The following is a 25150-nucleotide window of genomic DNA, read 5'->3' as shown; positions in this document are numbered from 1 at the left end:
CCAAAACGGGCCTCAAACCAGCCGCCGGGCGGCCGCAATGACCTCATGCAGGCCGCCGGTGACCTTGAGGTCGCCGATCTCCTCCGGCGCCAGCCATTTGAAATCGTCGTGCTCGTCGTTCAGGTGGGGCTCGCGGGACGCCCAGCGCGCCGCGAAGGTCATGATCAGGTAATGTCCGCCTCCGGGGCCGGTCGGCAGCACCTCGCGCCAGCCGGCGAGGCCGAGGATCTCGACTTTGAGACCGGTCTCCTCGTCGATCTCCCGGTGCAGGGCGGTGTGCAGCGTCTCGCCGAACTCGACCCGGCCGCCGGGCAGCGAATAGAAGCCCTTGCCCGGCGAGCGGGCGCGGCGCACCAGCAGCACCTTGCCGTCGCGGAAAATCACGCCTGATACGGCGAGTTGCGGGCGGATCGGAGGTTCGGGAGAGGTCAAGGCGATTGGCAGCCGGTTGTGAAAACCATCATGCCCGATAACTCAGGCGCCCGCCATGATGCTGTCGACATCGGCCTCTGCGGCGCCGTTGATGATACCGGCGGTCAGCATCACCAGCGGCTTGACCCAGACGATCGCCTGCTCGGCGAGTGCGACCCGGCTCTTGTCCTGCTGCAACTGCCGCATCGCCGCCCCGACCTCGGTCAGGATCTTCGTCATGCTGTCGGTGAGCTGGTCGAATTCGGCCCGGATTGCGGCGTCCGCGGTCTCATAGGCCTCGATCGCGAGATCGCGCGCCCGGAAATTGGACGCGGTGAAATGCTCGGCATAGGACAGGGGCTGCCATTCGAGGAAATCGCTGGCGCATTCCGGCAGGTCCGGAACCATCTCCAGCAGCATGATGGCTTCGTTGAAGTGATTGAGGTAGTCGGTGGCAAGCCCGGTGCGGGGATTGATGTTGGCGGCGCGCAACAGCGCCGCCCGCACCTCGTCGGGATACGTCGGTCGCGGGGAAGAGCCCGCTATGGCGGCCGTTGAGGTCATTGATCGCAGTCTTTAACGGTCCAAGTTAAGGCAGAATAAACGGATACCACTCTGGACGGCAAATGTGCGGACGCTTCGTTATTACCTCGCCGCCGGCGGCCTTGCGCGAAATGTTCGGCTATATCGAGCAGCCGAATTTTCCGCCGCGGTATAATGTTGCGCCGACCCAGCCGATCCCGGTGGTGCTGCTGCAGAATGGCGGCCGGCATTTTCAATTGATGCGCTGGGGCCTGATCCCGTCCTGGGTCAAGGACCCCAGGACCTTCTCGCTCCTGATCAACGCGCGCTCCGAAACGGTGCGCGAGAAGCCCGCATTCAAGAACGCGATCAAGCGGCGCCGCGCGCTGATCCCGGCCGACGGCTACTACGAATGGCAGGACGCCGGCGGCCGCAAGCGGCCGTTCTTCATCCATCGCCGCGACGGCCATCCGCTCGCCTTCGCCGCGCTCGCCGAGACCTGGATGGGGCCGAACGGCGAGGAGCAGGACACGGTTGCGATCGTCACCGCGCCCGCGAGCCCCGACCTCGCGCAATTGCATCACCGCGTGCCGGTCACGATCAGGCCCGAGCAATTCGCGCGCTGGCTCGACTGCCTGCCGAACGATGTCGACGACGTGATGCCGATGCTGAAGGGCCCCGAGATCGGCGAGTTCGCCTGGCACCAGGTGACGATGCGCGTCAATGCCGTCGCCAACGACGATGCGCAATTGCTGCTGCCGATGACCGCGGAGGAAATCGCCGCGGAGGACGCGCAGCCGAAGAAGGCCGCGCCAAGAAAGGCGACAGTGCGCGAGGACGACGGGCAGGGATCTTTGTTTTGAGGAGCATCTGAAGCCGCGCGCTGCGCGGTGTGGATTTGTACCTACGTTTCTCCACATCGTCGTCCCGGCCTAGTGCGCAATTGCGCACGGGGGCCGGGACCCATAACCACAGGGTTTAGCTGTCGAAGCGCGCTGTGGCTCCAGCATTGCAAAGCAAGTGGCATTGGTGGCTATGGGGTTCCGGGTCGCGCTTCGCTTGCCCGGGACGACATCGAGTTTGTGGCTCGCTGTGAGTCACACATTCGCATTCTTGCGACGTGAAGCCGCTAACCCGCCCTACCATTACGGCGACGATCCCCGCATCACCCCTTCACGTGTGCCACGCCCTCGATCTCGATCAGCATCTTCGGATTGGGCAGCGCCACCACCACGCAGGTGGTGCGAGCGGGGTAGGGCGCGGGGCCGAACGCGCCGGCATAAAGCGCGTTCATCGTCGCGACGTCGCTGGCGCGCGTCAGCAGCACGTTGACCTTGACGAGATCGCGCATCGTCGCGCCCGCTTCATTCAGCACGCGCTTGAAATTGGTCACGACATTGGCGAACTGCGCCTCGAAGCCGTCGGGCAGATCGCGATTGGCGTCGAAGCCGGGAATGCCGGAGATGAACAACAAATCGCCGACGCGGGCGCCGAACGAGAGTGGCGGCGCCTGGACGCCGGGCGGAGGAGGGAAGTGCTTGATGGCTGTCTTTTCAGTCATTGGGTCACCCGTCTGCGTGAGATGGAAGGGGAGACGTTTCGATGGCGCGCGGCGCCGCTGCACGTCGGCGCCAAAGATTGCTGCCGAAGAGATTCTGGCCGATCATGCCTGCGAGCATCGCGACGACGAACACCACGACCGGCAGCGAGAGGCCGGCGAGATTGACCAATGCCGGCCCTGGGCAGATGCCGACGAGGCCCCAGCCGATGCCGAACAGCACCGCGCCGGCAACGAGCGGTGCATCGATGTCACGGCGGTCGGGCCAGAGGAAGCGCGCCGAGAACGCCGGCGCGGCGCGCCGCCGCGCGATCGCAAAGCCGGGTGCCGCGACCGCAACCGCGCCCGCCATCACGAAGGCGAGCGTCGCGTCCCACGCGCCGAACAGATCGAGGAAGCCGAGCACCTTCTGCGGATCGGTCATGCCGGAGATCAGAAGCCCCGCGCCGAAGATCAGGCCGCAGATAAAACTGGCAAGCACCGGCATCGCTACCCTCCGATCCCGTGCCGTGCGATCGCAACGGTTACGATCGCCGTCAGCATGAAGATGCACGTTGCCACGATTGAGCGGCCGGACAGCCGCGCAAAGCCGCAGACGCCGTGGCCCGAGGTGCAGCCATTGCCCATCCTCGTGCCGAATCCGACCAGCGCGCCCGCGATCGCGACGACCACAAGGCTCGCATTCATCGCCGGCCGCGGCAGCGGCGCGCCGAACAGCGCCGCAATCAGGGGCGCTGCGATCAGTCCCGCGATGAACGCGATGCGCCAGGATCGGTCGGAGCCGCGGTCGGCGGTATCGGCCTGCAGCGCGCCGCCGACGATGCCGGTGACCCCGGCGATTCGCCCGGTCAGCAGCATCAAGAGCGCGGCGGCAAGCCCGATCAGCGCGCCGCCGGCAAGGCCGGAAAGTGGGGTGAAATCGTGCATCGATGCAGATCCCTGTTGCGCAAACTCCTCAGCGATCCGGCAAAGCGGTGGGCGCGCATGCGCCGGTGGTCGCGCGGCTGCGGCGCCGATGATAGACTCCGCGCCATCAGGAACAAGCGCAATCCCGCATGTTTCGCGGCATTTCAGTGGTGCCGCCGGTCGGTTGGGTTGCCGCGATTCGCTCTCACTTCGTCCGGAGAACTCCCATGAGACTGCCATCCGTCGCCCGCGCCGCGCTGCTCGCGCTGGCGATGCTCACCGGAACGTCCGCCGCCCTGGCTGACGAGGGCGCGGTGACGCTCGTGATCTTCAAGGGCGGCTGGGTGTTCGGCGGCTCCGCCGGCAAGGGCGTCATGACCTTCCACGGCCAGACCTATGGGCTCACGGCCGGGGGGCTGGACTATGGCCTCGTGTTCGGCGGCTCCCAGACCACGTTGCAGGGGCGGGTGCGCAATATCCGCCGTCCGCAGGACATCAACGGCGTCTATGCCGCGGCGGGCATGGGCGTTGCGCTCGGCGCCGGCGTGCGCGGCATCCTTTTGACCAACCCGAACGGCGCGGTGCTCGAGCTGAGCGGCAAGCAGGTCGGCCTGATGGCCAATGTCGACCTCAGCGGGCTTGCGATCACGTTGAAGGAGTAGGGGGGCGCGCGGGCTTCGTCCGCGGGCTCTACCCATCCGATTCCGTGATCCACTCGGCGAGCTCGCGCCACGGCTTTAAGGTCCAATGCCCCGAGGCCGCGCCTGATGGCGACGGCAGCACGAACACTTCCGGAAAGCCGTTCATTGATGGCTGCCGGCCGGGCACGAGCGCGGTGGTCGGCCTGTTGTAAAACAGGCTCGCCGCCTTCCTGCTGGTGAAGGCGACAGTCTTCGGCCGGTAGGTCGCGATCTTCGCCCTGAAGCCGACGACGTCGAACGACTGCCTGCTGATTTCGTGATCCATCCCGGCGCCGGTCTTGGAGAGATCGGTGAAGCCGATACCAAGCGCGAGCAGCGCGGCGAATTCGTCCGGCCGATAGCGCCGCGGCGTGATGCCGGCCTCATGCAGCGCGCGCCAGAACCGGTTGCCGGGATGCGCGTAATAATGCCCGACGGCGGCCGACCGCGTGCTCGCCGCGGTGCCGACGAACACCAGGCGCAGATTGGCGCGGAGCTGGTCGGGGAGGCGGTGGTGGTTGTGATCGGGCATCTCGGAAGGGTCAATAGAGCATTGATGAGACAGAGTTGAGTAGCAGCCGCGAAGGAGCTGCGCGCCCTTTCCGCGGGGGAGGGCTGGGGTGCGGGCTCTCTCGCAAGACCCATTCAACCAAACTTCGTCACGGGCTAGCGTACCGGCTCCTTGATCCTTTCTTCCGTCGTGACCGCTTGCGACGGTCCGGTCGCGCGCACCATCAGGAACGTGCCCGAGAACGCCGTGCCGCGGATGCTCCAGCGGCCGTCGATCTCGGTCGCGTCGGCATTGACCGCGCCTTCATAGTGCACGGTGTCATAGCCGTAGCCCGGCGGCTCGTAGCGTTTGACGAACGTAACAGCGCTGCCGGAGCGATGGCCCGCGAGCGAGGCATTGTGCGTGCTGATCGGACAGCCCGGCGTCACGCACGGTTCGGTCACGCTGCCGCCGAGCGCGCCGCCGGCGTCGATCAGCGTCGCCAGGAACGTGACCATGCCGCTCGGCTGAACATAGCTGCCGTCCCAGACGCCGGTGAGATTGTCGGTCATGTCACTTGCCCGGACTGCATTTGGTGAATTGCAGTGATCGATGTGGTGCAGGCAGCGCCTCAACGCAAGTCGCGCCCGCTCGCGCGCGGTTGCCTGCAGGTGCAAAAGGGTCTGTAATCCAGCCAAACAGATCAAGAAGAATTCGGGAGCGGACATGACGGGAGAGGCGAAAACCCACTTTGAGGTGATCGTGGTCGGCGCCGGTGTCGCGGGCATCTACCAGATCAAGCGGCTGGCCGATCTCGGCATCGACGCCACCTTGCTCGAAGCCGCGCCCGATCTCGGCGGCACCTGGTACTGGAACCGCTATCCGGGCTGCCGCTTCGATTCCGAGAGCTACACCTACGGCTTCTCGTTCTCGCGCGAGCTGCTCGACGAGTGGCACTGGAAGGAGCGCTTCTCGGGCCAGCCCGAGAATTTGCGCTATCTCAACTACGTCGCCGACAAGTTCGACCTGCGCAAGCACATGCAATTCAATTGCAAGGTCGAGACCATGCAGTTCGACGAGACGCGCGATCTCTGGCAATTGAGGATCAGTGACGGCCGCGAACTGACCTGCCGCTTCGTGGTGCTCGCGATCGGGTTGCTGTCGGCGCCGACCATGCCGCGCGTGCCCGGAATCGATGACTTCAAGGGCCGCTCGTTCCACACCTATTATTGGCCGCATGAGCCGGTCGATCTCGCCGGCAAGAAGGTCGCCGTGATCGGTACCGGCGCGACCGGCATCCAGCTGATCGGCGAGATCGCAGACAAGGTCGGCGAGCTCACGGTGTTTCAGCGCCGGCCGAACTGGAGCGCGCCGCTCAACAACTCCGCGATCTCCGACCAGGAGATGGCCGACATCCGCGCCCGCTATGACGAGATTTTTGCTGCCTGCGCGCTGACGCCGGGCAGTTTTGTCCATGGCCCCGACAAGCGCGGATTCTACGAGGTGAGCCGCGAGGAGCGGCTTAAGCTGTGGGACAAGCTCTACGACGAGCCCGGCTTCGGCATCTGGCTCGCGAACTTCCGCGAGATCTTCATGGACGAAGCCGCCAATGCGGAGCTCTCGGAATATATCGCGGGCCGTATCCGCCGGCGTGTGAACGATCCTGATGTCGCCGAGAAGCTGATCCCGCGGGATCACGGTTTTGGCGTGCAGCGCCTGCCGCTGGAGACGCGATATTTCGAAGCCTATAATCGGGACAACGTGCAACTCGTCGATCTCTCCGAGACGCCGCTGGTCCGCGTCACCGAGAAAGGCCTGCGCACCACGGCGCGCGACTACGATTTCGACATCATCGTCTACGCCACCGGCTTCGACGCCATCACCGGCGCCTACGACCTGATCGATATCAGGGGCGTCGGCGGAGAGCGGCTGGCCGACAAATGGAAGCATGCGCCGTCGACCTTCCTCGGCATGCTCGTGCACGGCTTCCCGAACCTGTTGATGCCGACCGGCCCGCAAAGCGCCTCCGCTTCGACCAACTTCCCGCGCGGCATCGAGAACGGCGTCAACTGGTGCACCAACCTGCTGCAATACATGTGGGATCGCGGCCTGACCCGCGCCGACGCCCCGCTGGAGGCGCAGCAGCGCTGGACCGCGCATGTCGTCAAGATGTACGAGATCATGCTGATGCGCAAAGCCAAGTCGTGGTTTACCGGCTACAACTCCAACGTCGCCGGCCACGAGGAGGGGACGGTCCGCTACTTCGTCTACAACGGCGGCACGCCGAAGTTTTTGGGGATCATCAACGGGGTAGCGGCGGAGGGGTATCGGGAGATTGATTTTGGTGGAGGCGTGCGGGGCGGCGCGCAAGCGACCGTTGGCGCGACGGCGTCATAGGGTAGGTTAGCCAATGGTCCCGTGCAAAGCACGGCTTAGGACCTTCGCTAGTCGATCATCCGCGTTACTCTCAGGCCGTCGCCGCCGAATATCACATCGAGCAGCGAACATACGGCGTCTCCACGGGCACCGGTTCCTTGGAGCTGAGTATGATCTTGTTCTCTCCAGACAGCTTTATGTCGAATGCCGTGTCCGAAACCGCAACGCCGTCCGAGCATGCCGCAATCACGCGGACATTCTGTCCGTCATCATGCAACGATTTGACAGTGCATTTTTGAAACGTGCCGGTGATTTGCTTGCCCTGGACGATCAGGCCACCCGCGTTGAGATCGGCATCTTTCCTGAACGCGAGCTTGTTGTTCTCCTTGGTGAAGACTTGGTTGCAAGCCGAGGCGTCGATCGTCCAAGCTCCGTTCAAATCCGCAGCCTGTGTCGAGGCTGCTTGCGCAACGAGAAATACGAATAGCACGGCATTGAGGGTTCTCATGAAACTCTCCAATCAAATGGTCATTAGGCTACTGGACTCTCTGCGAAACGAACGTGGAATTGGCGCTCAATCGTCTATTTGAGGGCAGGGGTAATATCCCCGACGCGACCTTTATCGCTTTTGACCGTCATAGCAAGCGATGAGATCGCGGATTTTTCGTTGATCCAAGTCAAGGGTTTCTTCGGAACGCTTGCTGTCCTGAGCCGATTGCCGTCGTGACCGGCCCGCTACAAGCCGCACACACGCACTTGGATTTACAAGCGAATGGTCTAGACGCAAAAAGGCCGGGCTTTCACCCGGCCTTTCGTTTTTCGATCGATGCCCGGGTCATCCCGCGCGAAGACGCGCTTCGCGCTGTTGCCCGGGCATGACGCGCGGTGAGGGCGATGCCTCACAACACCCGATTGCTTTCCTTCACCTTGTCCGCATCGAGATACACGCTAGACCCCATCTCCTTGAACTTGGCGCTCATCTGCGCCATGCCGTCCTCGATGGTGCCTGCGGCCGACATGCCGACGCCGGTCGGGTCGTTGAGCGTTGCGGCGTAGTCGCGGACGTCCTGGGTGATCTTCATCGAGCAGAATTTCGGGCCGCACATCGAGCAGAAATGCGCGACCTTGTGGGCTTCCTTCGGCAGGGTCTCGTCGTGGAAGTTCTTCGCGGTGTCCGGATCGAGGCCGAGGTTGAACTGGTCCTCCCAGCGGAAGTCGAACCGGGCGCGGCTGAGCGCATCGTCGCGCAGCTGCGCGGCGGGGTGGCCCTTGGCGAGATCAGAGGCGTGGGCCGCGATCTTGTAGGTGATGACACCGGTCTTGACGTCGTTGCGGTCGGGCAGGCCGAGATGCTCCTTCGGCGTCACGTAGCACAGCATCGCGCAGCCGAACCAGCCGATCATCGCAGCGCCAATGCCCGAGGTGATGTGGTCGTAGCCCGGCGCGATGTCGGTCGTCAGCGGCCCGAGAGTGTAGAACGGCGCCTCGCCGCACTCCTTGAGCTGCTTGTCCATGTTGATCTTGATCTTGTGCATCGGCACATGGCCGGGGCCCTCGATCATGACCTGGCAGCCCTTGTCCCACGCGATTTTTGTCAATTCGCCGAGCGTCTCGAGCTCCGCGAACTGCGCGCGGTCGTTGGCGTCGGCGATCGAGCCGGGACGCAGGCCGTCGCCGAGCGAGAACGAGACGTCGTACTTCCGCATCAGATCGCAGATCTCGTCGAAATGCGTGTAGAGGAAGCTCTCCTTGTGATGCGCGAGGCACCACTTCGCCATGATCGAACCGCCGCGCGACACGATGCCGGTGACCCGGTTGGCGGTGAGGTGGATATAAGAGAGGCGCACGCCGGCGTGGATCGTGAAGTAGTCGACGCCCTGTTCGCACTGCTCGATCAGCGTGTCCTTGTAGAGCTCCCAGGTCAGCTTGACGGGATCGCCGTCGCACTTCTCCAGCGCCTGGTAGATCGGCACCGTGCCGATCGGCACCGGCGAGTTGCGCAAAATCCATTCGCGGGTGGTGTGGATGTTGCGCCCCGTCGAGAGGTCCATCACGGTGTCGGCGCCCCAGCGGATCGCCCACACCATCTTGTCGACTTCTTCCTCGACCGACGAGGTCACCGCCGAGTTGCCGATATTGGCGTTGATCTTGGTCAGGAAGTTGCGGCCGATGATCATCGGCTCGAGCTCGGCATGGTTGATGTTGGAGGGAATGATGGCGCGGCCGCGCGCGATCTCGCTGCGCACGAATTCCGGGGTGATGAAGGCCGGCACCGCAGCGCCAAAGCTTTCGCCGTCGGCAAGCGCGGCCTCGGCCCGCTCGAGCTGCTGCTTGCGGCCGAGATTCTCGCGCTCGGCGACGTAGATCATCTCCTTGGTGATGATGCCGGCGCGGGCGAACTCGAGCTGCGTGATCTTGTGGCCGTCGAGGCCGCGCAGCGGCGTGTGGTGCGCGGTGAACGCCTTGGCGGCGTGCGCGGCGCCGACATTGCCGTTGTCCTCCGGCTTGATGGTGCGGCCCTCATATTCCTCGACGCCGCCGCGCTCCTTGACCCAGGCGAGGCGATTGCGCGGCAGGCCGGCATTGACGTCGATCGTGACGTTCGGGTCGGTGTAGGGGCCCGAGGTGTCGTAGACCGGCAGGTTCGGCTCGCCCGCGCCTTCCGACAGCATGATTTCGCGCAGCGGCACGCGCATATCGGGTGCGGCCTCCGGCGTCGCAAAGATCTTGCGCGAGGCGGGCAGCGCGCCGGTGGTGACGGCGGGACGGGTTGTGTCGGGATTGGAGCGGATGTTCATGAGGGATCCTCCGTTGAATTCGGTTAGGCGGCTGCGGCGCTGAGGCCGAGCCATTGTTTGACCCGCGCGTCGGGGTCGGGGTTCTGGGTGACGTCACTGACGACGGCGATCGAATCGGCGCCGGCGGCGAAGATCTCGGCCGCGTGCTCGAACTTGATGCCGCCGATCGCGACAAGGGGGATCGAGCCGATCCGCTTCTTCCACTCGGTGATCTTCGGAATGCCCTGCGGCTCGAACCGCATCGATTTGAGCGTGGTGAAGAAGATCGGGCCGAGCGCGACATAGTCGGGCTTGGCGGCGAGCGCGGTGGCGAGCTCGGCGTCGTCATGGGTTGAGACGCCGAGCGTCAATTTCGCTTTGCGGATCTCGGCGAGGTCGGCCTCAGCGAGGTCTTCCTGGCCGAGGTGCAGATGCTCGGCGCCGGCGACGATCGCCGCGCGCCAATAGTCGTTGACGACGAGCTTGGTCGGCGTGCCCTTGGTCACCGCCAGCGCGTCGCTGACGATCTGCAGCGCCCCGGCATCGTCGAGCTCCTTGGCGCGCAGCTGGATGGTGCCGACGCCGAGTTTGGCCAGTCGTTCGACCCACTTGATGCTGTCGACGACGGGATAGAACGGATCAGGATACGGCATGCCAGAACGGGGTCCCAACGACAGGGGTGGAGGGGGAGGCGAAGTCGCGGGCTTCCATCAGCCCGGCTTCGTAAGCGGTGCGGCCGGCCTCGACGCCGAGGCGGAAGGCATTGGCCATCGCAACGGGATCGGCGGCTTTGGCCACGGCGGTGTTGAGCAGCACGGCGTCATAGCCGAGCTCGAGCGCCTCGGCGGCATGCGACGGCGCCCCTAAGCCGGCGTCGACCACCAGCGTGATGTCGGGCAGGCGGTCGCGCAGCAGCTTCAGCGCATCGCGGTTGGTGATGCCCTTGGCGCTGCCGATCGGTGCTGCCCACGGCATCACCACCTTGCAGCCGGCGTCGACCAGCCGCGAGGCGACCGAGAAATCCTCGGTGCAATAGGGGAAGACTTCAAAACCGTCCTTGACCAGGATGCCGGCCGCCTCGACCAGGCCGACCACGTCGGGCTGCAGCGTGTCGTTGTCGGCGATCACTTCCAGCTTGATCCAGGGCGTGCCGAACAATTCGCGCGCGAGCTTGGCGGTGGTCACCGCCTCTTTCACGCTGCGGCAGCCCGCGGTGTTCGGCAGCACGGTGACGCCGAGCTCGCGGATCAGCGACCAGAACGCATCGCCGGTCTTGCCGCCCGCCGCCTCGCGCCGCAGCGACACCGTGACGATGCTGGCGCCCGAGGCGCGGATCGCGTTCTGCATGATCGCAGGCGAGGGATACAGCGCCGTGCCGATCAGCAGGCGGGACGGGAAGGATTTGCCGTAGAAGGTGACCATGTGTCTCCTCAAACTATGCCGTCGTCCCGGCGAAAGCCGGGACCCATAACCACGACCGGATGTTGTTGCGACAAGCGTCTCCAAGGGCGCCCAAATGATGGGCCGCGGAGTATGGGTCCCGGCTCCGTGCGCAAGCGCGCATTCGGCCGGGACGGCAGGGGAGGGAGTGTGCGAACAAACTCACATCACCCTCCCTGCCGCGGGGTGATGATCTCGATCTCGTCGCCGGCTTTCAGCGCGGTGTCGGCCCAGCGGCTCTTCGGCACCACGTCGTAGTTCAGCGCGATCGCGAAATGCGTGCCCTCGTAGTCGAGCTCGGCCAGCAGCGCATCGACGCTGACGGCACTGATCTCACGCTGCTCGCCGTTGACGATCACGCGCATTGCATCACCTCATTGTCGATTTCGCCGCGCGCGAGATAGGCGAGCGTCAGCTCGGCCAGCGCCGGCGCGAGCAGGAAGCCATGACGGTAGAGTCCGTTCACCGTGATGCGTTCCTGCTCGATCCTGATTTTCGGCAGATTGTCGGGAAAGGCAGGCCTGAGCCCGGCGCCGAATTCGACGATGCGCGCCTCGGCAAACGCCGGATGCACGACATAGGCCGCGCCCAAGAGCTCCAGCGCCGAGCGCACGCTGACGCCGTTGTCCTCGGCCTCGATCGAGGTCGCGCCCAGCATGAAGCGGCCGTCGCCGCGAGGGATCACGTAAAGCGGCCAGCGCGGATGGATCAACCGCACCGGGCGCGCCAATTCCACCTCGGAGGTCTCGATGATGATCATCTCGCCCTTGACGCCGCGTAGGCTCGGCTCGCGGTCGTGCGCGGCAAGGCCGCGGCAGTCGATCACTAGGCCGTCGAGATCGGTTGCCTCGGCGTCGCTGCCGAACTTGATGACGCCGCCAGCCTTGGCGATCGCGGCATGCAGCCGCGGCAGCACGCGGCGCGGCTCGACATGGCCCTCGTCGGGATAGAACAGGGCGTCACGGAAACGGCCCTCGAGCGACGGCTCGAGCGTGCGAACGGCCTCGGCGTCGAGCCGGCGATGGCCTGACGTGAGGCGGGCAAAGCGCTCGAAATCGGCGCGGTCGCGCGGATGCGCCACCACCAGCGAGCCGTTGAACGGGGTTTCCGGGACGTGCTGCCGCCAGAGCTCGAGCGAGCGGATGCCGAGCCGGGAGATCACGGGCTCGGAGGCCTCCGCCTCACACCACGGCGCCAGCATTCCGCCAGCGAAATGGCTTGTGGATTCCGTCATCGCGGCGTCACTGCGCTCATGCAGGGTGACGGCACGTCCGGCCTCTGCGAGCAATAGCGCATGCCAGGCGCCGGCTATGCCTGCTCCGATGATGGTGACGGGGGAATCCCCCCGCGGTCTTGACGTCTGATACATCCCTGTCCCTTCGCCGGCATGACCCGGATCAGGTTCAAAGGGTCACCGCGGTCCCGGACTATTCGCCTGCTGGCTAGTCCAAGCTTGCGGTATCTCAGCTCCTCCTTCGGAGCACCCCTCGGAACGCCCCTAATGTAGGCGGATAGGCTTGTGTGTCAACTTGTATGCCAGACGCGGCGCCCTGCGGTGCCGCACCTCTTCACACCAGGTGCTAGCGGTACAATCGCGCGATCTGCGTTGAGAGGCGGTGTCGAGGAGGCCGGCCACGCTGTGCGGCGGCGCAGACGCGATCGGCGCTATTTTTCAGCCGGTTCCGGCTTCGGCTCGGCGGTATCGGCCGTCATTTGCTCCGACTTGGCGAGCTCCTTCGGCGGTGCACCCGCGCCGCCATGCTTCGCTTCCTTCAGGCGATCGCCGCGCTGGCGCTTTGCGACGTAGTAATACCCGCCCGCGAAATAACGCACGGCTCGATCGTGATTGCCATTGGCGGCGCGATAGGCGCCGGCGAGGTACTTGATGCCGTATTTGAGGTTGGTCTGCGGATCGCGCAGACCCTCGGCGGTACCGGTGTAGCCGAGGCCGCGTGCAGTGCCGAGCTTGATCTGCATCAGCCCGATGGTGCCGCCGCGTCCGATCAACTGTGGATGGTACTTGCTCTCGCGCACGATGACGCGATGCACCAGCTCTTCCGGCACGAGGTTCGCCTGGGCCTCGGCCGCTACCATCGCCTCATATTGCGCGCGCGATTGCGCCTGCGCGCTCGCGCAGGACGCCAGCACCGCGATCGCGGCAAGGCAGCCAAGGGCTTGTACAGTCTTCATCTCGGTCGCTCGGGGCTTTCAGATGCGCGTCGGTTCTGCGGTCTCATTGGTACGGCGAGCGGGCAGGAATGTGGCAAAACCTTCGCATCAGCGAACGTTATGCATCCGTGTGTCCCGATGCCGGTGGGCCGGCCGACGATTGCGCGAATGATGCTTCAAATTGTTCGCTTCAATCGTCTCAGCCAAAAATTGTCTTGGCTTGCAATTTCCTTGCAATTTTCCTGACTAATTTTGCCGCACGCTATCCACAGCAGTTTGTCGTGCAAACGAATCAATGAGGGTCTAGACTTCATCCCCGACAGAGCAAGCGAGCGTTCAGTCAGCAGCTCTGTCCATTGCAAGCACGCAAGAAACAACATTCGGGAGATGCGCCATGGTCCGTCGGGACACCGGCTATATGCCTCGCGAAAATCCCTGCGCGCAATGCGGCAAGCCGATCGCCCGCCCCGATTGGGTGGAGCATAGCGAAGGCCGTACGTCATTCCTGTGGAATTGCCGCGCCTGCAATTACCGCTTCGAGGCCATCGCGATCTACGAGGAAGCGGAGCTTATTACACCGCTCGCCGCCTGACGTCTCCTCATCGCATCAGCTTCGGCTGATCAGGCCGCGGATTTCTGCCGCGGCTGCAACTGTTGCTGCCGCGTCGGCAATTCGATCCGGACCACGAGCCCGTGCGGCTTGCGATCGTGCAGCGACAGCGTGCCGGCATGCGCGAGCACGATGGCGTTGGCGATCGACAGACCAAGGCCGAAGCCTTCGGCCTCATCCATGTTGCGCGCCTGGTCGCCGCGCACGAACGGCTGCAGCACGCTCGCCTTGTGCGCATCCGAAATGCCGGGCCCGTCATCCTCGATGTCGACGACGAGGCGGTCGGGCTTGACGTCGAGGCGGACGGCAACTTCGCCGCCGAACCGCACGGCATTGTCCACCAGATTGGTGATGCAGCGATGCAGGTCGGCCGGCCGCGCGGTCGCCATCGCGTGCTGTGGGCCCGCGTAGCTGACCTTGTGTCCCATGTCGGCGAACTGATCGATGACGAGGTGCAGCGTGCTCGCGATGTCGACCAGCGTCATCTCCTCGAGCTTGCGGTCGTTGCGCAGGAACGACAGCACCGATTCCAGCATCGAGCGCATCTGGTCGAGGTCGCGCAGCATGCGATGGCGATGGGTCTCGTCCTCGATGAATTCGGCGCGCAGCCGCATCCGCGTGATCGGCGTGCGCAGATCATGGCTGATCGCGGCCAGCATCTTGGTGCGGTCGTCGATCAATGCGGTGATGCGCTCGCGCATCCGGTTCAGCGCCTTGGCCAGCGAGCGGATCTCCTCGGGGCCGCGCTCGGGCAGCGGCGCCGCAGCGCCGTTCAGGCTGAAGGTCTCGGCCGCCTTGACGAAGGATGACAGCGGCGCCGTCAGCGCCCATGCCGCCCACAGGCCGAGCAGGGTGACGCTGATGACGGCGAACAGCACCGTCATCATCCACGGCCCGCCCCAGAACGGCCGCATGTGCTGATCCGGCATCAGGTTCGCGGCGAACATCGCGCCGTCGGGCAGCCGGATCGCGACACGGCGGACGTCGTTGTCATGCGGCGCGCCGTCTGCCTCGCGCGGCAGCGAGTAGACGCGATATCCGGCGCCGAGCCGGCGCAGCGCATGCAGGCTCGGCGTATCGGTCTCGGTGAGCGCGCCGGCATCGGCCGGCAGGTCGCCGATCGCAAGTTGCGGAAAGGCACGGGCGACGTCGGCCAGGAGCCGCGGCCGCTCCGATGCCGGGGCATGCCCAAGCAGCTGCGCGGTGGCGGCGAGCTGGGTGTGCCAGCGATCCGAAGGCTCCAGCCGATCAGGGCGATGGATCAGGAAGGTGGCGGTGATGATCAAATGCAGCGCGACGATCGAAACAACGACCAGCGCCGCCATCTGGGCGCCGATCCCCCGCAGACTCAGCACGCGCAGCAGCTTCATGGTCAGTTGTTCGTGGCGGCAACCGCCTCCACCCTCGGCGTGAACACATAGCCGCCGGAACGCACCGTCTTGATCATGGTGGCTTCCTGCGGATCGGGCTCGATCTTGCGGCGGATGCGGCTGACCAGCACGTCGATCGAACGTTCGAACGAGCCGGCGCTGCGGCCCTGGGTCAGGTCGAGCAGGCTGTCGCGCGACAGCACGCGGCCGGGCCGCTCGCAGAAGGTGCGCAGCAGGTCGAACTCGGCGCTGGTCATGGCGACGCGCGCGCCTTCGGGGTTGCGCAGCTCGCGCAGGCGAATGTCGATACGCCAGCCGAGGAAGGTCAGCGTGGTCGCGCCCTCGATCGCGCTGGCGTTGCGCGCGGCGGCCTGCCGGCGCAGCACCGCGTTGATCCGCGCCAGCAGCTCGCGCGGGTTGAACGGCTTTGCCAAGTAGTCGTCGGCGCCCATCTCGAGGCCGAGGATGCGGTCGACGTCCTCGCCGCGCGCGGTCAGCATGATGATCGGCGTCTGCGATTCCGCCCGCACCTTGCGGCACAGGCTGAGGCCGTCCTCGCCGGGCAGCATGACGTCGAGCACCAGGAGATCCACTCGGTGGTCGGTCATCGCCTTGGCCATCTCGCGGCCGTCCGAGGCGGTCGTGACATGACAGGAATTGGTACGGAGATATTTTGCGATAAGGGACCGCGTCTCGCGGTCGTCCTCGACGACAAGGATATTGGGCGCAGCCTGGGTCATACCGATCTTTTGTCCGTGATTCGGGGAAAGCGGCTCAGGAATTTTGTTTCAGTATGTGTCTGAAATCTTGCCCGGCTGTCCGGGTTAACAGGTCGGCGGCAGGGAGAAAAGTTATCGTTCTGTCATCAATCCGGATGCCCTGAAATGCAGGCAGAACCCTCCCGGGACAGCGCACCGGTCCCTGGTCGCCATTGCAGCCGGAGGAAGGGCAGGGCGGCTGTCATATCCGGGGGCGGAACCCGTTCCCCCGGCGACGCGTTATTTCCCTTTCAGGTCAGGGAGGGTGAGATGGCTGTCGAGGTCGAGACCAGGCCGCATCAGCTCATTGCAAGCGACCGGGTCGAGGGGACGGCGGTGCGCCGGGCCAATGGCGACATGATCGGCCATATCGAGCGGCTGATGATCGACAAGATCTCGGGCAAGGTATCGTACGCGGTGTTGAGCTTCGGCGGCTTCCTGGGCATCGGAACCAATTTGATCCCGCTGCCCTGGGGCCGGCTGCACTACAACCCGAAGTTCGAGGCCTACGAGCTCGACATCGAGGACGAGGAGCTGAAGCGCGCGCCGTCGTTCCGTGCCGACAAGGATTTCGATTGGGGCGATCGCTCGCAGGAAGTCGAGCTGCATCGCTTCTACGGCGTGCCGCCCTATTGGGGCGGCTTCTGATCGCGCGGCAACTTGCGCGCATGACGACGCTCGCCGATCGATAATGCGGTCGCCGGGGCGAGCGCGCGGCTTGTGCAGCGCGGTTCGCCGGGACGACTTAGTGAGCCAAACATCGTCACATCATGGACTGCGCGTCCGGCGCAGTCGTGAGGCTCAACCGCAAGCTTAGTTGAGAGATCCACGATCGCTTCCGTCAAGCGGCGCAGCGTTCCATGCGCTGAAAGTCCTCACCGTGTTCCTCGGCATCCAGGCGACTTTTGAGCGCAGGTCTGTTAGGAACGGTTGCGAAGATGACGGGTTTTCCCAGCATCGATTTTGCGAGAGGAGAGCCATCAATGTTGGTCAAATCCATCATCGCCGGCCTCGCCGGCACCGCGCTGCTTGCGACCGTCGCCGTCGCGCAGACGCCAACCGACAAGGGCGACAAGATGTCTCCTGCGGCGTCGACGTCAGTCACGTCGCCGGATTCGTTCAAGGGCAACTGGCGCGCGTCGAAGGTCGTCGGCCTCAGCGTGTACAACGATGCCAACGAAAGCGTCGGCTCGATCAATGATCTGCTGATGGAGAAGGGCGGCGCCATCAAGGCGGTCGTGATCGGCGTCGGCGGCTTCCTTGGCGTCGGCGAGCACCTGGTCGCGGTACCGATCGACAAGGTGAAGTTCGTGAACGAGCCGATCGCCTATACCGGCGCGTCGAACACCGGCGCTGGCGGCACGAGCAAGACGACCACCACGGGTGCCGCACCGGCGGCGGCGACGTCGAAGCCGAACCCCTGGTATCCGGATCACGCGGTCTTCAATGCGACCAAGGACGAGCTGAAGGCGATGCCGGAGTTCAAATATTCGACCGACTAAGGCATATCGCGACCTGCAAGAAGAAGCGCGTCCGGCTGCTGCCGGGCGCGCTTCTTGTTGGCCGATGGATAAAATCCGGGAAGAATGTAAGGATCAGGTCAGGCAATCCAAGTCGGACAGCGCGTCTCCAAGCATTGGAGAGGTGAGGCATCGGAGAGGTAAGGTCCGCGAAGCGACCCCGTTTCAATAATCATCAACCGATTGAGCTTACGTAATCATTCTTCAAATGGCTGAAACTGATGAATGACAAGGACCGCGAGAGCGGCGATCCCGCGGTAGCCCGGATTCGCGGCCGCTACCCGCAATACACGCGGCGCCGGTTGCAAGGCTTTGCGGAGCGGCTGCAACAGAAGATTCATGCCGACCGCGTGCCGGCCAGTTCGCTCGCGCTTGCCGGTCCCACCGAGCGGATCAGCCTCGAGGACGCGCTCAAGCTTGATTATCGACCGGTCCCATTGGGCGAGACGCTGGGACCGCTATGGGCGACCTATTGGGTGCACGTCGTGGCCGAGGTGCCGCAGGCCTGGGCGGGCTCGCGCGTGGATCTGTATTGGGACAGCCGCTCGGAAGCGCTGCTTTGGCTCAACGGACGTTCCTCGCAGGGTCTCAATCCCGGCCGCCACATCGCGCCGCTCGTGCAGTCGGCCCGCGGCGGGGAGACCGTCAGCTTCCATGTGGAGGTGGCCTGCAACGGCCTGTTCGGCGCGTTCTGGAGCGATCCGCAGGCCTACGCGCTGGTCGCCTGCGAGCTGCGCCGCTTCGATCCCGAGGCCTCGGCATTCTATTTCGATTACGAGGTGCTGCGCCAGCTCGAGGCTGACCGCGATCCCACGACAAAGTCGAGGTCATACGGAGCCGTCGGAGAGACGGCGCAGCCGGCGCTGGATCGGACCTGGGCGGGGCGCCTGCTGCACGATCTCAACCGCATCTGCAACATCACCGATCCCGACGATCGCGCGACATGGCCGGCGGCGCGGGCGATCCTCGATGGCCTGCTCGCGGCGCGAAATGGCAGCATCACCCACGAGATGTCGGCGATCGGCCACGCCCATCTCGACACGGCATGGCTGTGGCCGCTGGCGGAAACCCGGCGCAAGGCGCAACGCAGCTTCTCCACGGCGGTGGCGTTGATGGAGCGCTATCCCGATTTCAAGTTCGCCTGCTCGCAGGCCTATCAGTATGCCGTCATCGAGCAGAATGACCCTGAGCTGTTCGCCCGAATTCGCGCCAAGGCCGCCGCCGGCCAATGGCTCCCGGTCGGCGGCAGCTGGATCGAGCCGGACTGCAATCTGCCGTGGGGCGAGTCGATCTGCCGTCAGTTCCTCTATGGGCAGCGCTATTTCGAGCGAACGTTCGGCGCGCGCTCCAGTGTGTTCTGGAATCCAGACGTGTTCGGCTACGACGCCCAGCTGCCGCAGCTGATGCGGTCGGCGGGGATGTCGCGCTTCCTGACCCAGAAGCTGTCGTGGAACAAGTTCACCTCACCGCCGCATCACAGCTTCCATTGGCGCGGACTGGACGGCAGCACGGTGCTGGCGCATTTCCCCCCGGCGGACACCTACAACGGATCGGCGCAGGTCGCGGAGCTCCGCTATCACGCCGCCAATTACAAGGACGCCGACCGTTCGTCCGATGCACTCTATCTGTTCGGCTATGGCGACGGCGGCGGCGGCGCCGACGAGACGATGCTCGAGACGTTGCAGCGCGCAAGGGACTTGCAGGGGCTGCCGCGGATCCAGATTCGCTCCGTCGACGAGTTCTTCGACCGCCTGGTGATATCGGCGCCGGATCTGGCGACGATCGAAGGCGAGCTCTATCTCGAATATCATCGTGGCACCTACACCACGCAGGCCGAGACCAAGCGCCTCAACCGCGCTTGCGAGGCCGGCCTTCAGGCGCTCGAATTCGTGACCATTGTCGCGGCTGCCTGCCGGCAACCGGCACCATCCGCACAGGAGATCGAAGCGCTGTGGCGCACGCTGCTGGTGAACCAGTTCCACGACATCATTCCCGGCAGCAGCATCCGCGAGGTCTATGAACGTGCGGAGGTCGAACTCGCCGGCGTGGCGGAGGAGGCCGGGCGTCGCACGCAAGCCGTGCTGGCGACACTGTGCGATCCCGAAGACGGCAATTGGGCACCCGTCAACACGCTGGGCTGCGCGCGTGCCGAGGTCGCCTCCGACCCCGACGGCGAGCTTCGTCACATCGTCGCCGCGCCGTTTGCGGCGGGCGAAACGACGACGACCGACGATCGCGTTGTGGTCGCCGCCGATGCGGACGGCTTCGTGCTGTCGAACGCGCGGCTCGAAGCGCGCATTGATCGCAGCGGGCTTGTTCGGTCGCTGCTGCATGTTGCGACCGGCCGCGAGACCTTCGCATCACCGGCAGCCCGGCTGCTGCTGCTCGATGACCGGCCGCTCGATTTCGAGGCATGGGATATCGATCCGTTCGCGCTGGAGACCGCGCGCGAGGTGACGGGGGAGGTGAGCTGTGCCGTGCTGTCGGATGGCGGACTGCGCGGCGAGGTCCGTTTCGAGCGCGGGCTCGGACGCGCGAGCCGGCTCGCGCAGGTGATCCGCCTCGATGCCGGCGCCGATCATCTCGAATTCGAGACCACGATCGATTGGCAGGAGCGCAAGACGGCGCTGAAGGTCATGTTCCCGGTGGCCTGCCGTGCATCCAACGCAACCTATGAAACCATGTTCGGCGCAACCGAGCGGCCGACGCATGCCAACACGGATGCCGATGCGGCCAAGTACGAGGTGCCCGGCCATCGCTGGGCCGATGTCGCCGAGCCGGATTTCGGCGTGTCGCTGTTCAGCGACTGCCGTCACGGCTATTCGGCGTTCGGCAACCAGCTCGCGCTGACGCTGCTGCGCGGCTCCGAATTGCCTGATCCCCAGGCCGATATCGGGCGGCACCGGATGCGCTATGCGATCTATCCCCATCACGGCGACTGGCGCAGCGCGGACACGGTCGGGCGCGCCTTGCGGTTCGAGCGTCCGGTGCTGTGGACGAAGGGAAAACCGCGCGCGCCGTTGCGACACTCGCTTTTGACCGCGTCGCCAGCCAACGTGATCGTCGATACGATCAAGCCCGCCGAGGATGGCGACGGCTGGGTGGTGCGGCTCTACGAGAGCGCAGGCATTTGCGCCGCCGCGACGCTCGATTTCGGCGTCGACATCGCGTCGGTGTGGATGAGCAACACCTTGGAAGACCGCATCGAGGCTCTGGCAACCGAGGGTCGGCGGTGCCTCCTGGCGCTGCGTCCATTCCAGATCGCAACGCTGCGGGTCTTCCAGACCTAATGCTTGCAGTGAACTTTCGCCCGGCCCGCCTTGCGAGGAGAGGCCGGATCGCATCGCTGGACGCGATCCGGTGTGGACTAAAGCATGATCCGGAAAAGTGCGAAGCGGTTTTCCGAAAAGGTCATGCTCAAACAAGGAGCTAAAGCGCGATGACGATTCAACCTAATCACATCGCGCTTTAGCCGTCAGTTCGACTTCACCAGCGGACAGCCGCCCTTGTCGAGCGGGCGGAACGCCTCGTCGCCGGGCACGGTCGCGATCAGCTTGTAGAGGTCCCACTCGTTCTTGGATTCCTCGGGCTTCTTGACCTCGAACAGATACATGTCGTGCACCATGCGGCCGTCGATCCGGATATGGCCGTTCTTGGCGAAGAAGTCGTTGACCGGCGTGGCGCGCATCTGGGCCATCACCTTCGGCGCCTCGTCGGAGCCGATGGCTTCGATCGCCTTCAGGTAATGCATGGTCGCCGAGTAGAGGCCGGCCTGGATCATGGTCGGCATGTGGCCGACCTTCTCGTTGAAGCGCTTCGAGAAGGCGCGGGTCTCGTCGTTCATGTCCCAGTAGAAGGCGTCGGTGACGATCAGGCCCTGGGTGGCCTTGATGCCGAGCGAATGGGTGTCGGTGATCTCCTGGAGCAGCGCGATCATCTTCTGGCCGCCCTGGGTCAGGCCGAACTCGGAAGCCTGCTTCAGCGCGTTGGTGGTGTCGCCGCCGGCGTTCGCCAGCGCCACGACCTTGGCCTTGGAGGCCTGCGCCTGCAGCAGGAAGGACGAGAAGTCCGACGAGTTGAGCGGATGACGCACGTCGCCCAGCACCTTGCCGCCGCTTTCCTTGACCACATTGGCGGCATCGCGTTCCAGCGCCATGCCGAAGGCGTAGTCGGCGGTGACGAAGAACCAGGTGTCCTCGCCGCGCTTGACCATCGCCTTGCCGGCGACGTTCGACAGCGCATAGGTGTCGTAGGTCCAGTGCACCGTGTTGGGCGAGCAGGCGGTGCCGGTGATGTCGGAGGAGCCGCCGCCGGAATTGATGTTGATCCTGTTCTTGTCGCGCGTCAGCGCCGAGATCGGCAATGCGACCGACGAGGTCGGCACGTCGAGGATCGCGTCGACCTTGTCGTTGTCGTACCAGTTGCGCGCGATGTTGACGCCGACGTCCGGCTTGTTCTGGTGATCGGCAGCGATCACCTGCACCGGCTTGCCTTTCACCTTGCCGCCGTAATCGGCGACCGCCATCTCGACGGCGGCGACCGAGCCCTTGCCGGTGGCGTCCGCATAGAGGCTCGACATGTCGGTGAGCACCCCGATCTTGACGACGTCGTCGGAGATCTGGGCATTCGCCGCGGTCGCTGAGACCGCGAGCGCGAGGCCGGCCGCCGCTGCGGCCAAGAGTGTTTTCATCGTGTTTTTCTCCCTAACTTTTTCATTGAGGGTTGCTTCCACCGGGGCGTTCTAGCCGCTGCGGCAAGCTGTCGCAAAGGCGACTTTTTGAGCATGCGCCGGAACCCGGCTCGATCGCCGGCGCGCTTTTGCTTCGCCCCGCTTGCGGGGAGGGGACGGATTGCGAGGCAACCTGGGTGAGGGGCGGGTCTTGCTCGGCGGTCAGAGCGCCGGTAACGCGGTGACGGCGGCCTTGATGGTGCCGTCGGTTTCCACGATCACCCGCAACGTCCTGGAATCGAAGTCGATGCCGGCAAGCCTGATGCTGTTGACCTCGGCGTCGACGCGGATGCCTTCCTCGTTCTTCTGCAGGTCGGCGATGGCGGCGGCGACCTTGCGCTGCGCGTTGGTCGCGAATGGCTTCAGGTCGACCACCAGCCGGTCGTTGAGGGTCTGCTGCATGTGCGGGATCGCGGCGCGCGCGGCGGCGCCGAGCAGGCCGAACGCGGCCTCGGATTCCACTGCCAGCTCGACGTCGGTCAGCCGCAGCGTCTGCGACGGCTGGTCGAGCCGCGGCCGGCCCCAGATGTGCACGGTCGCTTCGGCGCCCAGGCCGAACCAGCTGGCCTTCTCCTTGGCGTGCACCAGGAGCGAGATCAGAAGCCGGTCGCCGGAAGCGGCGATGCTCGCGCTCTTGACGGTCACGTCGACCGGACCGGAGCCGTCCTCGGGGAAGGTCTTGCCCTTGAGCTGCGCCTCGACCAGCTGGCTCAGCGTGGTGAAGGACAGGTCGACCGGCAGGCCGATCGCGACCTGGCTCGCCATCGGCGGCACGATCGAGAGTTTTTCCGGGAATGGGCAGTTCGGGGTGGTCTGCGCCTCCGTGATCCGCGTCTCGGCCTCGATCCCCATCGTCAGGATCAGCGAGGACGCATCGACCTTCGGCTGCGCGGCGATCGCGCGGGTCGGTCGCAGCTCGAGCCACATCGGCGGCATCGAGGTGGTGCCGCCGGTACCTTGCAGCGGGATCGAGCGGCAGGCCTTGGCCCATTGCGCGCGGGCATTGTTCTGGAACACCGGGTCGTTGTGCAAGCGGGCCTCGACCACGGAAATCTGGTCGGCGACCGCCTTGTCGATAACAGGCTTGACCTGGGCCGGCACGCTGATGCGGACGCCGGCCGTCGACAGGCTGGTGTCGCCGAGATTGACCTGTGCCTGCAGGTTCGGCTCGATCCGCCAGGACGCGCCGAGCTTTGGCCGCGCGGTGAGGGTGACGTTGCCCTTGATCTCCGCGTTGGCGTTGATGTTCTTGATGTTCACGGCGCCGATCTGCTTGGCGACGTTGCCGCCGAGTAGGCTGCCGAGCGCGTCGCTGACCGCGCCGGTTGCCTTGGCGGACAGCGCGCCGGTAACCTTGAGCGTGCCGTTGATCGGAGTGGTCAGCGTCAGCACGTCCTGCGCGCCGGTGGCCGCGATCGGCCCGCGCGATGCGGTCCAGCCGATGTCGGCATTTTGCAGGATTTGCTGGACCGGGTTGTCGGCCTTGCCGCCGAAGGTCTTCGGCGCGCCGCGTTCGGCGGCGTCGCGGATCGCCGACAGCGCGACCGAGACCTGCGCCACGATCGTCGAGGAACGCGGCGCCTGCGGCAGCGGCGGCAGCTCTGCGAGCTTCGGCTTCTGTACGGTGACGCTCGGCGCGAGCCAGTCCATTGCCTTGAGGCTGATCACGAACGAGACCAGCACTACCGCGGTCCCGAGCGCTATCGTCCTTGGATGCATCGGTAGACGCATCATTCCCCCGGATGAAAATCAACTTGACGGGTTGTACAGGCCCCCCGACGAGGGCGCCAGTGTGGCGGGATCAAGCTGCTTCAGGGGCGAAGGCGTTAAGGTTTATGAACGCGACGACGGCTCCGACACGAAGTGCCGGAGCCGTCGTCGAGGACGCCTTTATTAGACGACGCCTTGGAGGGGAGGACTTAGCGGACGGCCGAGCCGAGATCGGCGCGGCGGTCGGTCATCGGCAGCACGATCACCTTGGTGCCGACGCTGACCCGCGAATAGAGGTCGGAAACATCTTCATTGGTCAGGCGCAGGCAACCGGAGGACACGCGGGTGCCGATCGTCTCCGGCGCGTTGGTGCCGTGGATGCGGTAGATGGTGCCGCCGAGATACATGGCGCGGGCGCCGAGCGGATTGCCGGGGCCGCCGGCCATGTGGCGTGGCAGATAGGGTTGGCGGGCGATCATTTCCGGCGGGGGCGTCCAATCCGGCCACTCCGCCTTCTTGGTGATGGTCTGGGTGCCCGACCAGGTGAAACCGTCGCGGCCGATGCCGATGCCGTAGCGCATGGCCTGGCCGTTGCCGAGCACGAGATAAAGATAGGTGTGCGGGGTGTCGATGATGATGGTGCCGGGCGCCTCGCGTGTCGGATAGGCGACGACCTGGCGGCGCAGGCGGGCGGGCAATTCGACGGAACGGTCTTCCTCCTGCGCCTGCGGCATCGACTGCACCGGCGGCTGCACGGCCTCGGTCGGCGGCGTCAGGATGAAGGGGAACATCGGCAGCGGAGCGGCCGCGGCGGTATTTGCGAAAGCGACGGTGCCAATCGCCAGCGCACCGAAGGCGGCGGCAGCGAGACGCGAGTTCAGCTTGATGGAATTGAACATTGTCGACCCCTGTTGTTTGCGCCCTGCGCGCCAGTTCCGGCGCGTCGTTGGGTCAAAGCAGTACAGGTGAGGCGTTTCAGGACGTTTGCACGAAATCGCCAAAATGGTTTCGTGCCGTTAGGGAATTGTTTCGTGCATGTTTCTTCGCACGGTTAAGGCCGGGTTGCCGGGAAGGGGTGTACCACCGCAAGACAGTCTTCCTGGCACGGCGTTTGCTGTCCCCCG

At 65.0% G+C, this 25150-nt stretch carries 26 protein-coding genes and 1 riboswitch; of the genes, 7 read left to right on the top strand and 19 right to left on the bottom strand.

Going from position 1 to position 25150, the window contains the following annotated elements; translation table 11 throughout:
• Nucleotides 1-12 precede the first annotated feature (12 nt).
• Together E2I15_RS20690 and E2I15_RS20685 are read right to left on the bottom strand one after the other, a co-directional pair.
• Nucleotides 13-432 (bottom strand): NUDIX hydrolase, encoded by a 420-nt coding sequence (locus E2I15_RS20690; protein WP_137480486.1) that lies wholly within the window; start codon nucleotides 430-432, stop codon nucleotides 13-15.
• A 42-nt stretch (nucleotides 433-474) separates the two neighbouring features.
• Entirely contained in the window at nucleotides 475-975 is a 501-nt protein-coding gene (locus E2I15_RS20685; RefSeq protein ID WP_137480489.1) for a hypothetical protein, read from the bottom strand.
• A gap of 62 nt (nucleotides 976-1037) precedes the next feature.
• On the opposite strand from E2I15_RS20685, the gene E2I15_RS20680 reads away from it, so the two are divergent.
• A complete protein-coding gene (locus E2I15_RS20680) occupies nucleotides 1038-1796 on the top strand; it encodes an SOS response-associated peptidase (RefSeq protein ID WP_137480491.1) in 759 nt (252 codons plus the stop codon).
• Between the two features lie 302 nt (nucleotides 1797-2098).
• Here E2I15_RS20680 and E2I15_RS20675 read toward each other — a convergent pair whose 3' ends face one another.
• Genes E2I15_RS20675 through E2I15_RS20665 form a run of 3 tightly spaced genes read right to left on the bottom strand, consistent with a single transcriptional unit; the run spans nucleotide 2099 to nucleotide 3418 of the window.
• Nucleotides 2099-2494, bottom strand: coding sequence for a RidA family protein (locus E2I15_RS20675; protein WP_137480492.1), 396 nt, complete (start codon nucleotides 2492-2494; stop codon nucleotides 2099-2101).
• A 4-nt stretch (nucleotides 2495-2498) separates the two neighbouring features.
• A complete protein-coding gene (locus tag E2I15_RS20670; RefSeq protein ID WP_137480494.1) occupies nucleotides 2499-2978 on the bottom strand; it encodes a DUF6691 family protein in 480 nt (159 codons plus the stop codon).
• A gap of 2 nt (nucleotides 2979-2980) precedes the next feature.
• Nucleotides 2981-3418: a YeeE/YedE family protein gene (locus E2I15_RS20665; RefSeq protein WP_137480496.1), complete on the bottom strand. Its 438-nt coding sequence runs from the start codon at nucleotides 3416-3418 to the stop codon at nucleotides 2981-2983.
• Between the two features lie 206 nt (nucleotides 3419-3624).
• Here E2I15_RS20665 and E2I15_RS20660 point away from each other — a divergent pair, with 206 nt between their 5' ends.
• Entirely contained in the window at nucleotides 3625-4059 is a 435-nt protein-coding gene (locus E2I15_RS20660) for a lipid-binding SYLF domain-containing protein (RefSeq protein ID WP_016840903.1), read from the top strand.
• Nucleotides 4060-4087: 28 nt separating this feature from the next.
• On the opposite strand, the gene E2I15_RS20655 is transcribed toward E2I15_RS20660, so the two are convergent.
• Both E2I15_RS20655 and E2I15_RS20650 read right to left on the bottom strand, forming a co-directional pair.
• The gene (locus E2I15_RS20655; protein ID WP_137480498.1) at nucleotides 4088-4609 is read right to left on the bottom strand and encodes a mismatch-specific DNA-glycosylase; all 522 of its coding nucleotides are present in this window, start codon (nucleotides 4607-4609) and stop codon (nucleotides 4088-4090) included.
• Nucleotides 4610-4743: 134 nt separating this feature from the next.
• Entirely contained in the window at nucleotides 4744-5139 is a 396-nt protein-coding gene (locus E2I15_RS20650) for a hypothetical protein (protein WP_137480499.1), read from the bottom strand.
• Between the two features lie 154 nt (nucleotides 5140-5293).
• Between E2I15_RS20650 and E2I15_RS20645 the strand changes: the two genes are divergently transcribed.
• The gene (locus E2I15_RS20645; RefSeq protein ID WP_137480501.1) at nucleotides 5294-6964 is read left to right on the top strand and encodes a flavin-containing monooxygenase; all 1671 of its coding nucleotides are present in this window, start codon (nucleotides 5294-5296) and stop codon (nucleotides 6962-6964) included.
• 91 nt (nucleotides 6965-7055) lie between these two features.
• Here E2I15_RS20645 and E2I15_RS20640 read toward each other — a convergent pair whose 3' ends face one another.
• The 7 genes from E2I15_RS20640 to E2I15_RS20610 all read right to left on the bottom strand — a co-directional run bounded on the left by E2I15_RS20640 (nucleotide 7056) and on the right by E2I15_RS20610 (nucleotide 13350).
• Nucleotides 7056-7451 carry a hypothetical protein gene (locus E2I15_RS20640; protein WP_137480503.1) on the bottom strand — a complete coding sequence of 132 codons (396 nt, stop codon included), beginning with the start codon at nucleotides 7449-7451 and terminating at the stop codon, nucleotides 7056-7058.
• A gap of 391 nt (nucleotides 7452-7842) precedes the next feature.
• Complete coding sequence (gene thiC / locus E2I15_RS20635; RefSeq protein ID WP_137480505.1) at nucleotides 7843-9741, bottom strand: phosphomethylpyrimidine synthase ThiC; 1899 nt, start codon at nucleotides 9739-9741, stop codon at nucleotides 7843-7845.
• A 23-nt stretch (nucleotides 9742-9764) separates the two neighbouring features.
• On the bottom strand, nucleotides 9765-10373 hold the full coding sequence (locus E2I15_RS20630; protein ID WP_137480507.1) for a thiamine phosphate synthase: 609 nt from the start codon (nucleotides 10371-10373) through the stop codon (nucleotides 9765-9767).
• Nucleotides 10360-11142 carry a thiazole synthase gene (locus E2I15_RS20625; RefSeq protein WP_137480509.1) on the bottom strand — a complete coding sequence of 261 codons (783 nt, stop codon included), beginning with the start codon at nucleotides 11140-11142 and terminating at the stop codon, nucleotides 10360-10362. The genes E2I15_RS20630 and E2I15_RS20625 overlap by 14 nt, the downstream gene beginning before the upstream one ends.
• Nucleotides 11143-11327: 185 nt before the next feature.
• Nucleotides 11328-11525: a sulfur carrier protein ThiS gene (gene thiS, locus E2I15_RS20620; RefSeq protein WP_038383033.1), complete on the bottom strand. Its 198-nt coding sequence runs from the start codon at nucleotides 11523-11525 to the stop codon at nucleotides 11328-11330.
• A complete protein-coding gene (locus tag E2I15_RS20615) occupies nucleotides 11516-12529 on the bottom strand; it encodes an FAD-dependent oxidoreductase (RefSeq protein WP_137480510.1) in 1014 nt (337 codons plus the stop codon). The genes thiS and E2I15_RS20615 overlap by 10 nt, the downstream gene beginning before the upstream one ends.
• Nucleotides 12517-12658: riboswitch (TPP riboswitch) on the bottom strand. (Overlaps the previous gene by 13 nt.)
• Nucleotides 12659-12825: 167 nt before the next feature.
• Nucleotides 12826-13350: a lytic transglycosylase domain-containing protein gene (locus tag E2I15_RS20610; RefSeq protein ID WP_137480512.1), complete on the bottom strand. Its 525-nt coding sequence runs from the start codon at nucleotides 13348-13350 to the stop codon at nucleotides 12826-12828.
• Between the two features lie 373 nt (nucleotides 13351-13723).
• Between E2I15_RS20610 and E2I15_RS20605 the strand changes: the two genes are divergently transcribed.
• Nucleotides 13724-13921 carry a hypothetical protein gene (locus tag E2I15_RS20605; protein WP_137480514.1) on the top strand — a complete coding sequence of 66 codons (198 nt, stop codon included), beginning with the start codon at nucleotides 13724-13726 and terminating at the stop codon, nucleotides 13919-13921.
• Nucleotides 13922-13950: 29 nt separating this feature from the next.
• Here the strand turns inward: E2I15_RS20605 and E2I15_RS20600 are convergent, their stop codons facing one another.
• Both E2I15_RS20600 and E2I15_RS20595 read right to left on the bottom strand, forming a co-directional pair.
• The gene (locus E2I15_RS20600) at nucleotides 13951-15309 is read right to left on the bottom strand and encodes an ATP-binding protein (RefSeq protein ID WP_137480516.1); all 1359 of its coding nucleotides are present in this window, start codon (nucleotides 15307-15309) and stop codon (nucleotides 13951-13953) included.
• Between the two features lie 2 nt (nucleotides 15310-15311).
• Entirely contained in the window at nucleotides 15312-16049 is a 738-nt protein-coding gene (locus E2I15_RS20595; protein ID WP_018273044.1) for a response regulator, read from the bottom strand.
• Nucleotides 16050-16337: 288 nt separating this feature from the next.
• On the opposite strand from E2I15_RS20595, the gene E2I15_RS20590 reads away from it, so the two are divergent.
• The 3 genes from E2I15_RS20590 to E2I15_RS20580 all read left to right on the top strand — a co-directional run bounded on the left by E2I15_RS20590 (nucleotide 16338) and on the right by E2I15_RS20580 (nucleotide 20877).
• A complete protein-coding gene (locus E2I15_RS20590; RefSeq protein ID WP_028344225.1) occupies nucleotides 16338-16715 on the top strand; it encodes a PRC-barrel domain-containing protein in 378 nt (125 codons plus the stop codon).
• Nucleotides 16716-17050: 335 nt separating this feature from the next.
• Nucleotides 17051-17569 carry a PRC-barrel domain-containing protein gene (locus tag E2I15_RS20585; protein WP_137480518.1) on the top strand — a complete coding sequence of 173 codons (519 nt, stop codon included), beginning with the start codon at nucleotides 17051-17053 and terminating at the stop codon, nucleotides 17567-17569.
• A gap of 239 nt (nucleotides 17570-17808) precedes the next feature.
• Nucleotides 17809-20877: an alpha-mannosidase gene (locus tag E2I15_RS20580; RefSeq protein ID WP_137480520.1), complete on the top strand. Its 3069-nt coding sequence runs from the start codon at nucleotides 17809-17811 to the stop codon at nucleotides 20875-20877.
• Between the two features lie 185 nt (nucleotides 20878-21062).
• Here E2I15_RS20580 and E2I15_RS20575 read toward each other — a convergent pair whose 3' ends face one another.
• The 3 genes from E2I15_RS20575 to E2I15_RS20565 all read right to left on the bottom strand — a co-directional run bounded on the left by E2I15_RS20575 (nucleotide 21063) and on the right by E2I15_RS20565 (nucleotide 24925).
• Nucleotides 21063-22277: an ABC transporter substrate-binding protein gene (locus E2I15_RS20575; RefSeq protein WP_137480522.1), complete on the bottom strand. Its 1215-nt coding sequence runs from the start codon at nucleotides 22275-22277 to the stop codon at nucleotides 21063-21065.
• A 201-nt stretch (nucleotides 22278-22478) separates the two neighbouring features.
• Nucleotides 22479-24047, bottom strand: a complete 1569-nt coding sequence (locus E2I15_RS20570; RefSeq protein WP_170991628.1) for a DUF4403 family protein — start codon at nucleotides 24045-24047, stop codon at nucleotides 22479-22481.
• A 188-nt stretch (nucleotides 24048-24235) separates the two neighbouring features.
• Nucleotides 24236-24925 (bottom strand): L,D-transpeptidase, encoded by a 690-nt coding sequence (locus E2I15_RS20565; protein WP_137480526.1) that lies wholly within the window; start codon nucleotides 24923-24925, stop codon nucleotides 24236-24238.
• Nucleotides 24926-25150 lie beyond the last annotated feature (225 nt).

The organism is Bradyrhizobium sp. BR2003 (assembly GCF_009720285.1).
GTDB classification, from domain to species: Bacteria; Pseudomonadota; Alphaproteobacteria; order Rhizobiales; family Xanthobacteraceae; genus Bradyrhizobium; species Bradyrhizobium elkanii.
The sequence above is the reverse complement of the archived record's forward strand: the minus strand, read 5'-3'. Positions and strand labels throughout refer to the sequence as shown.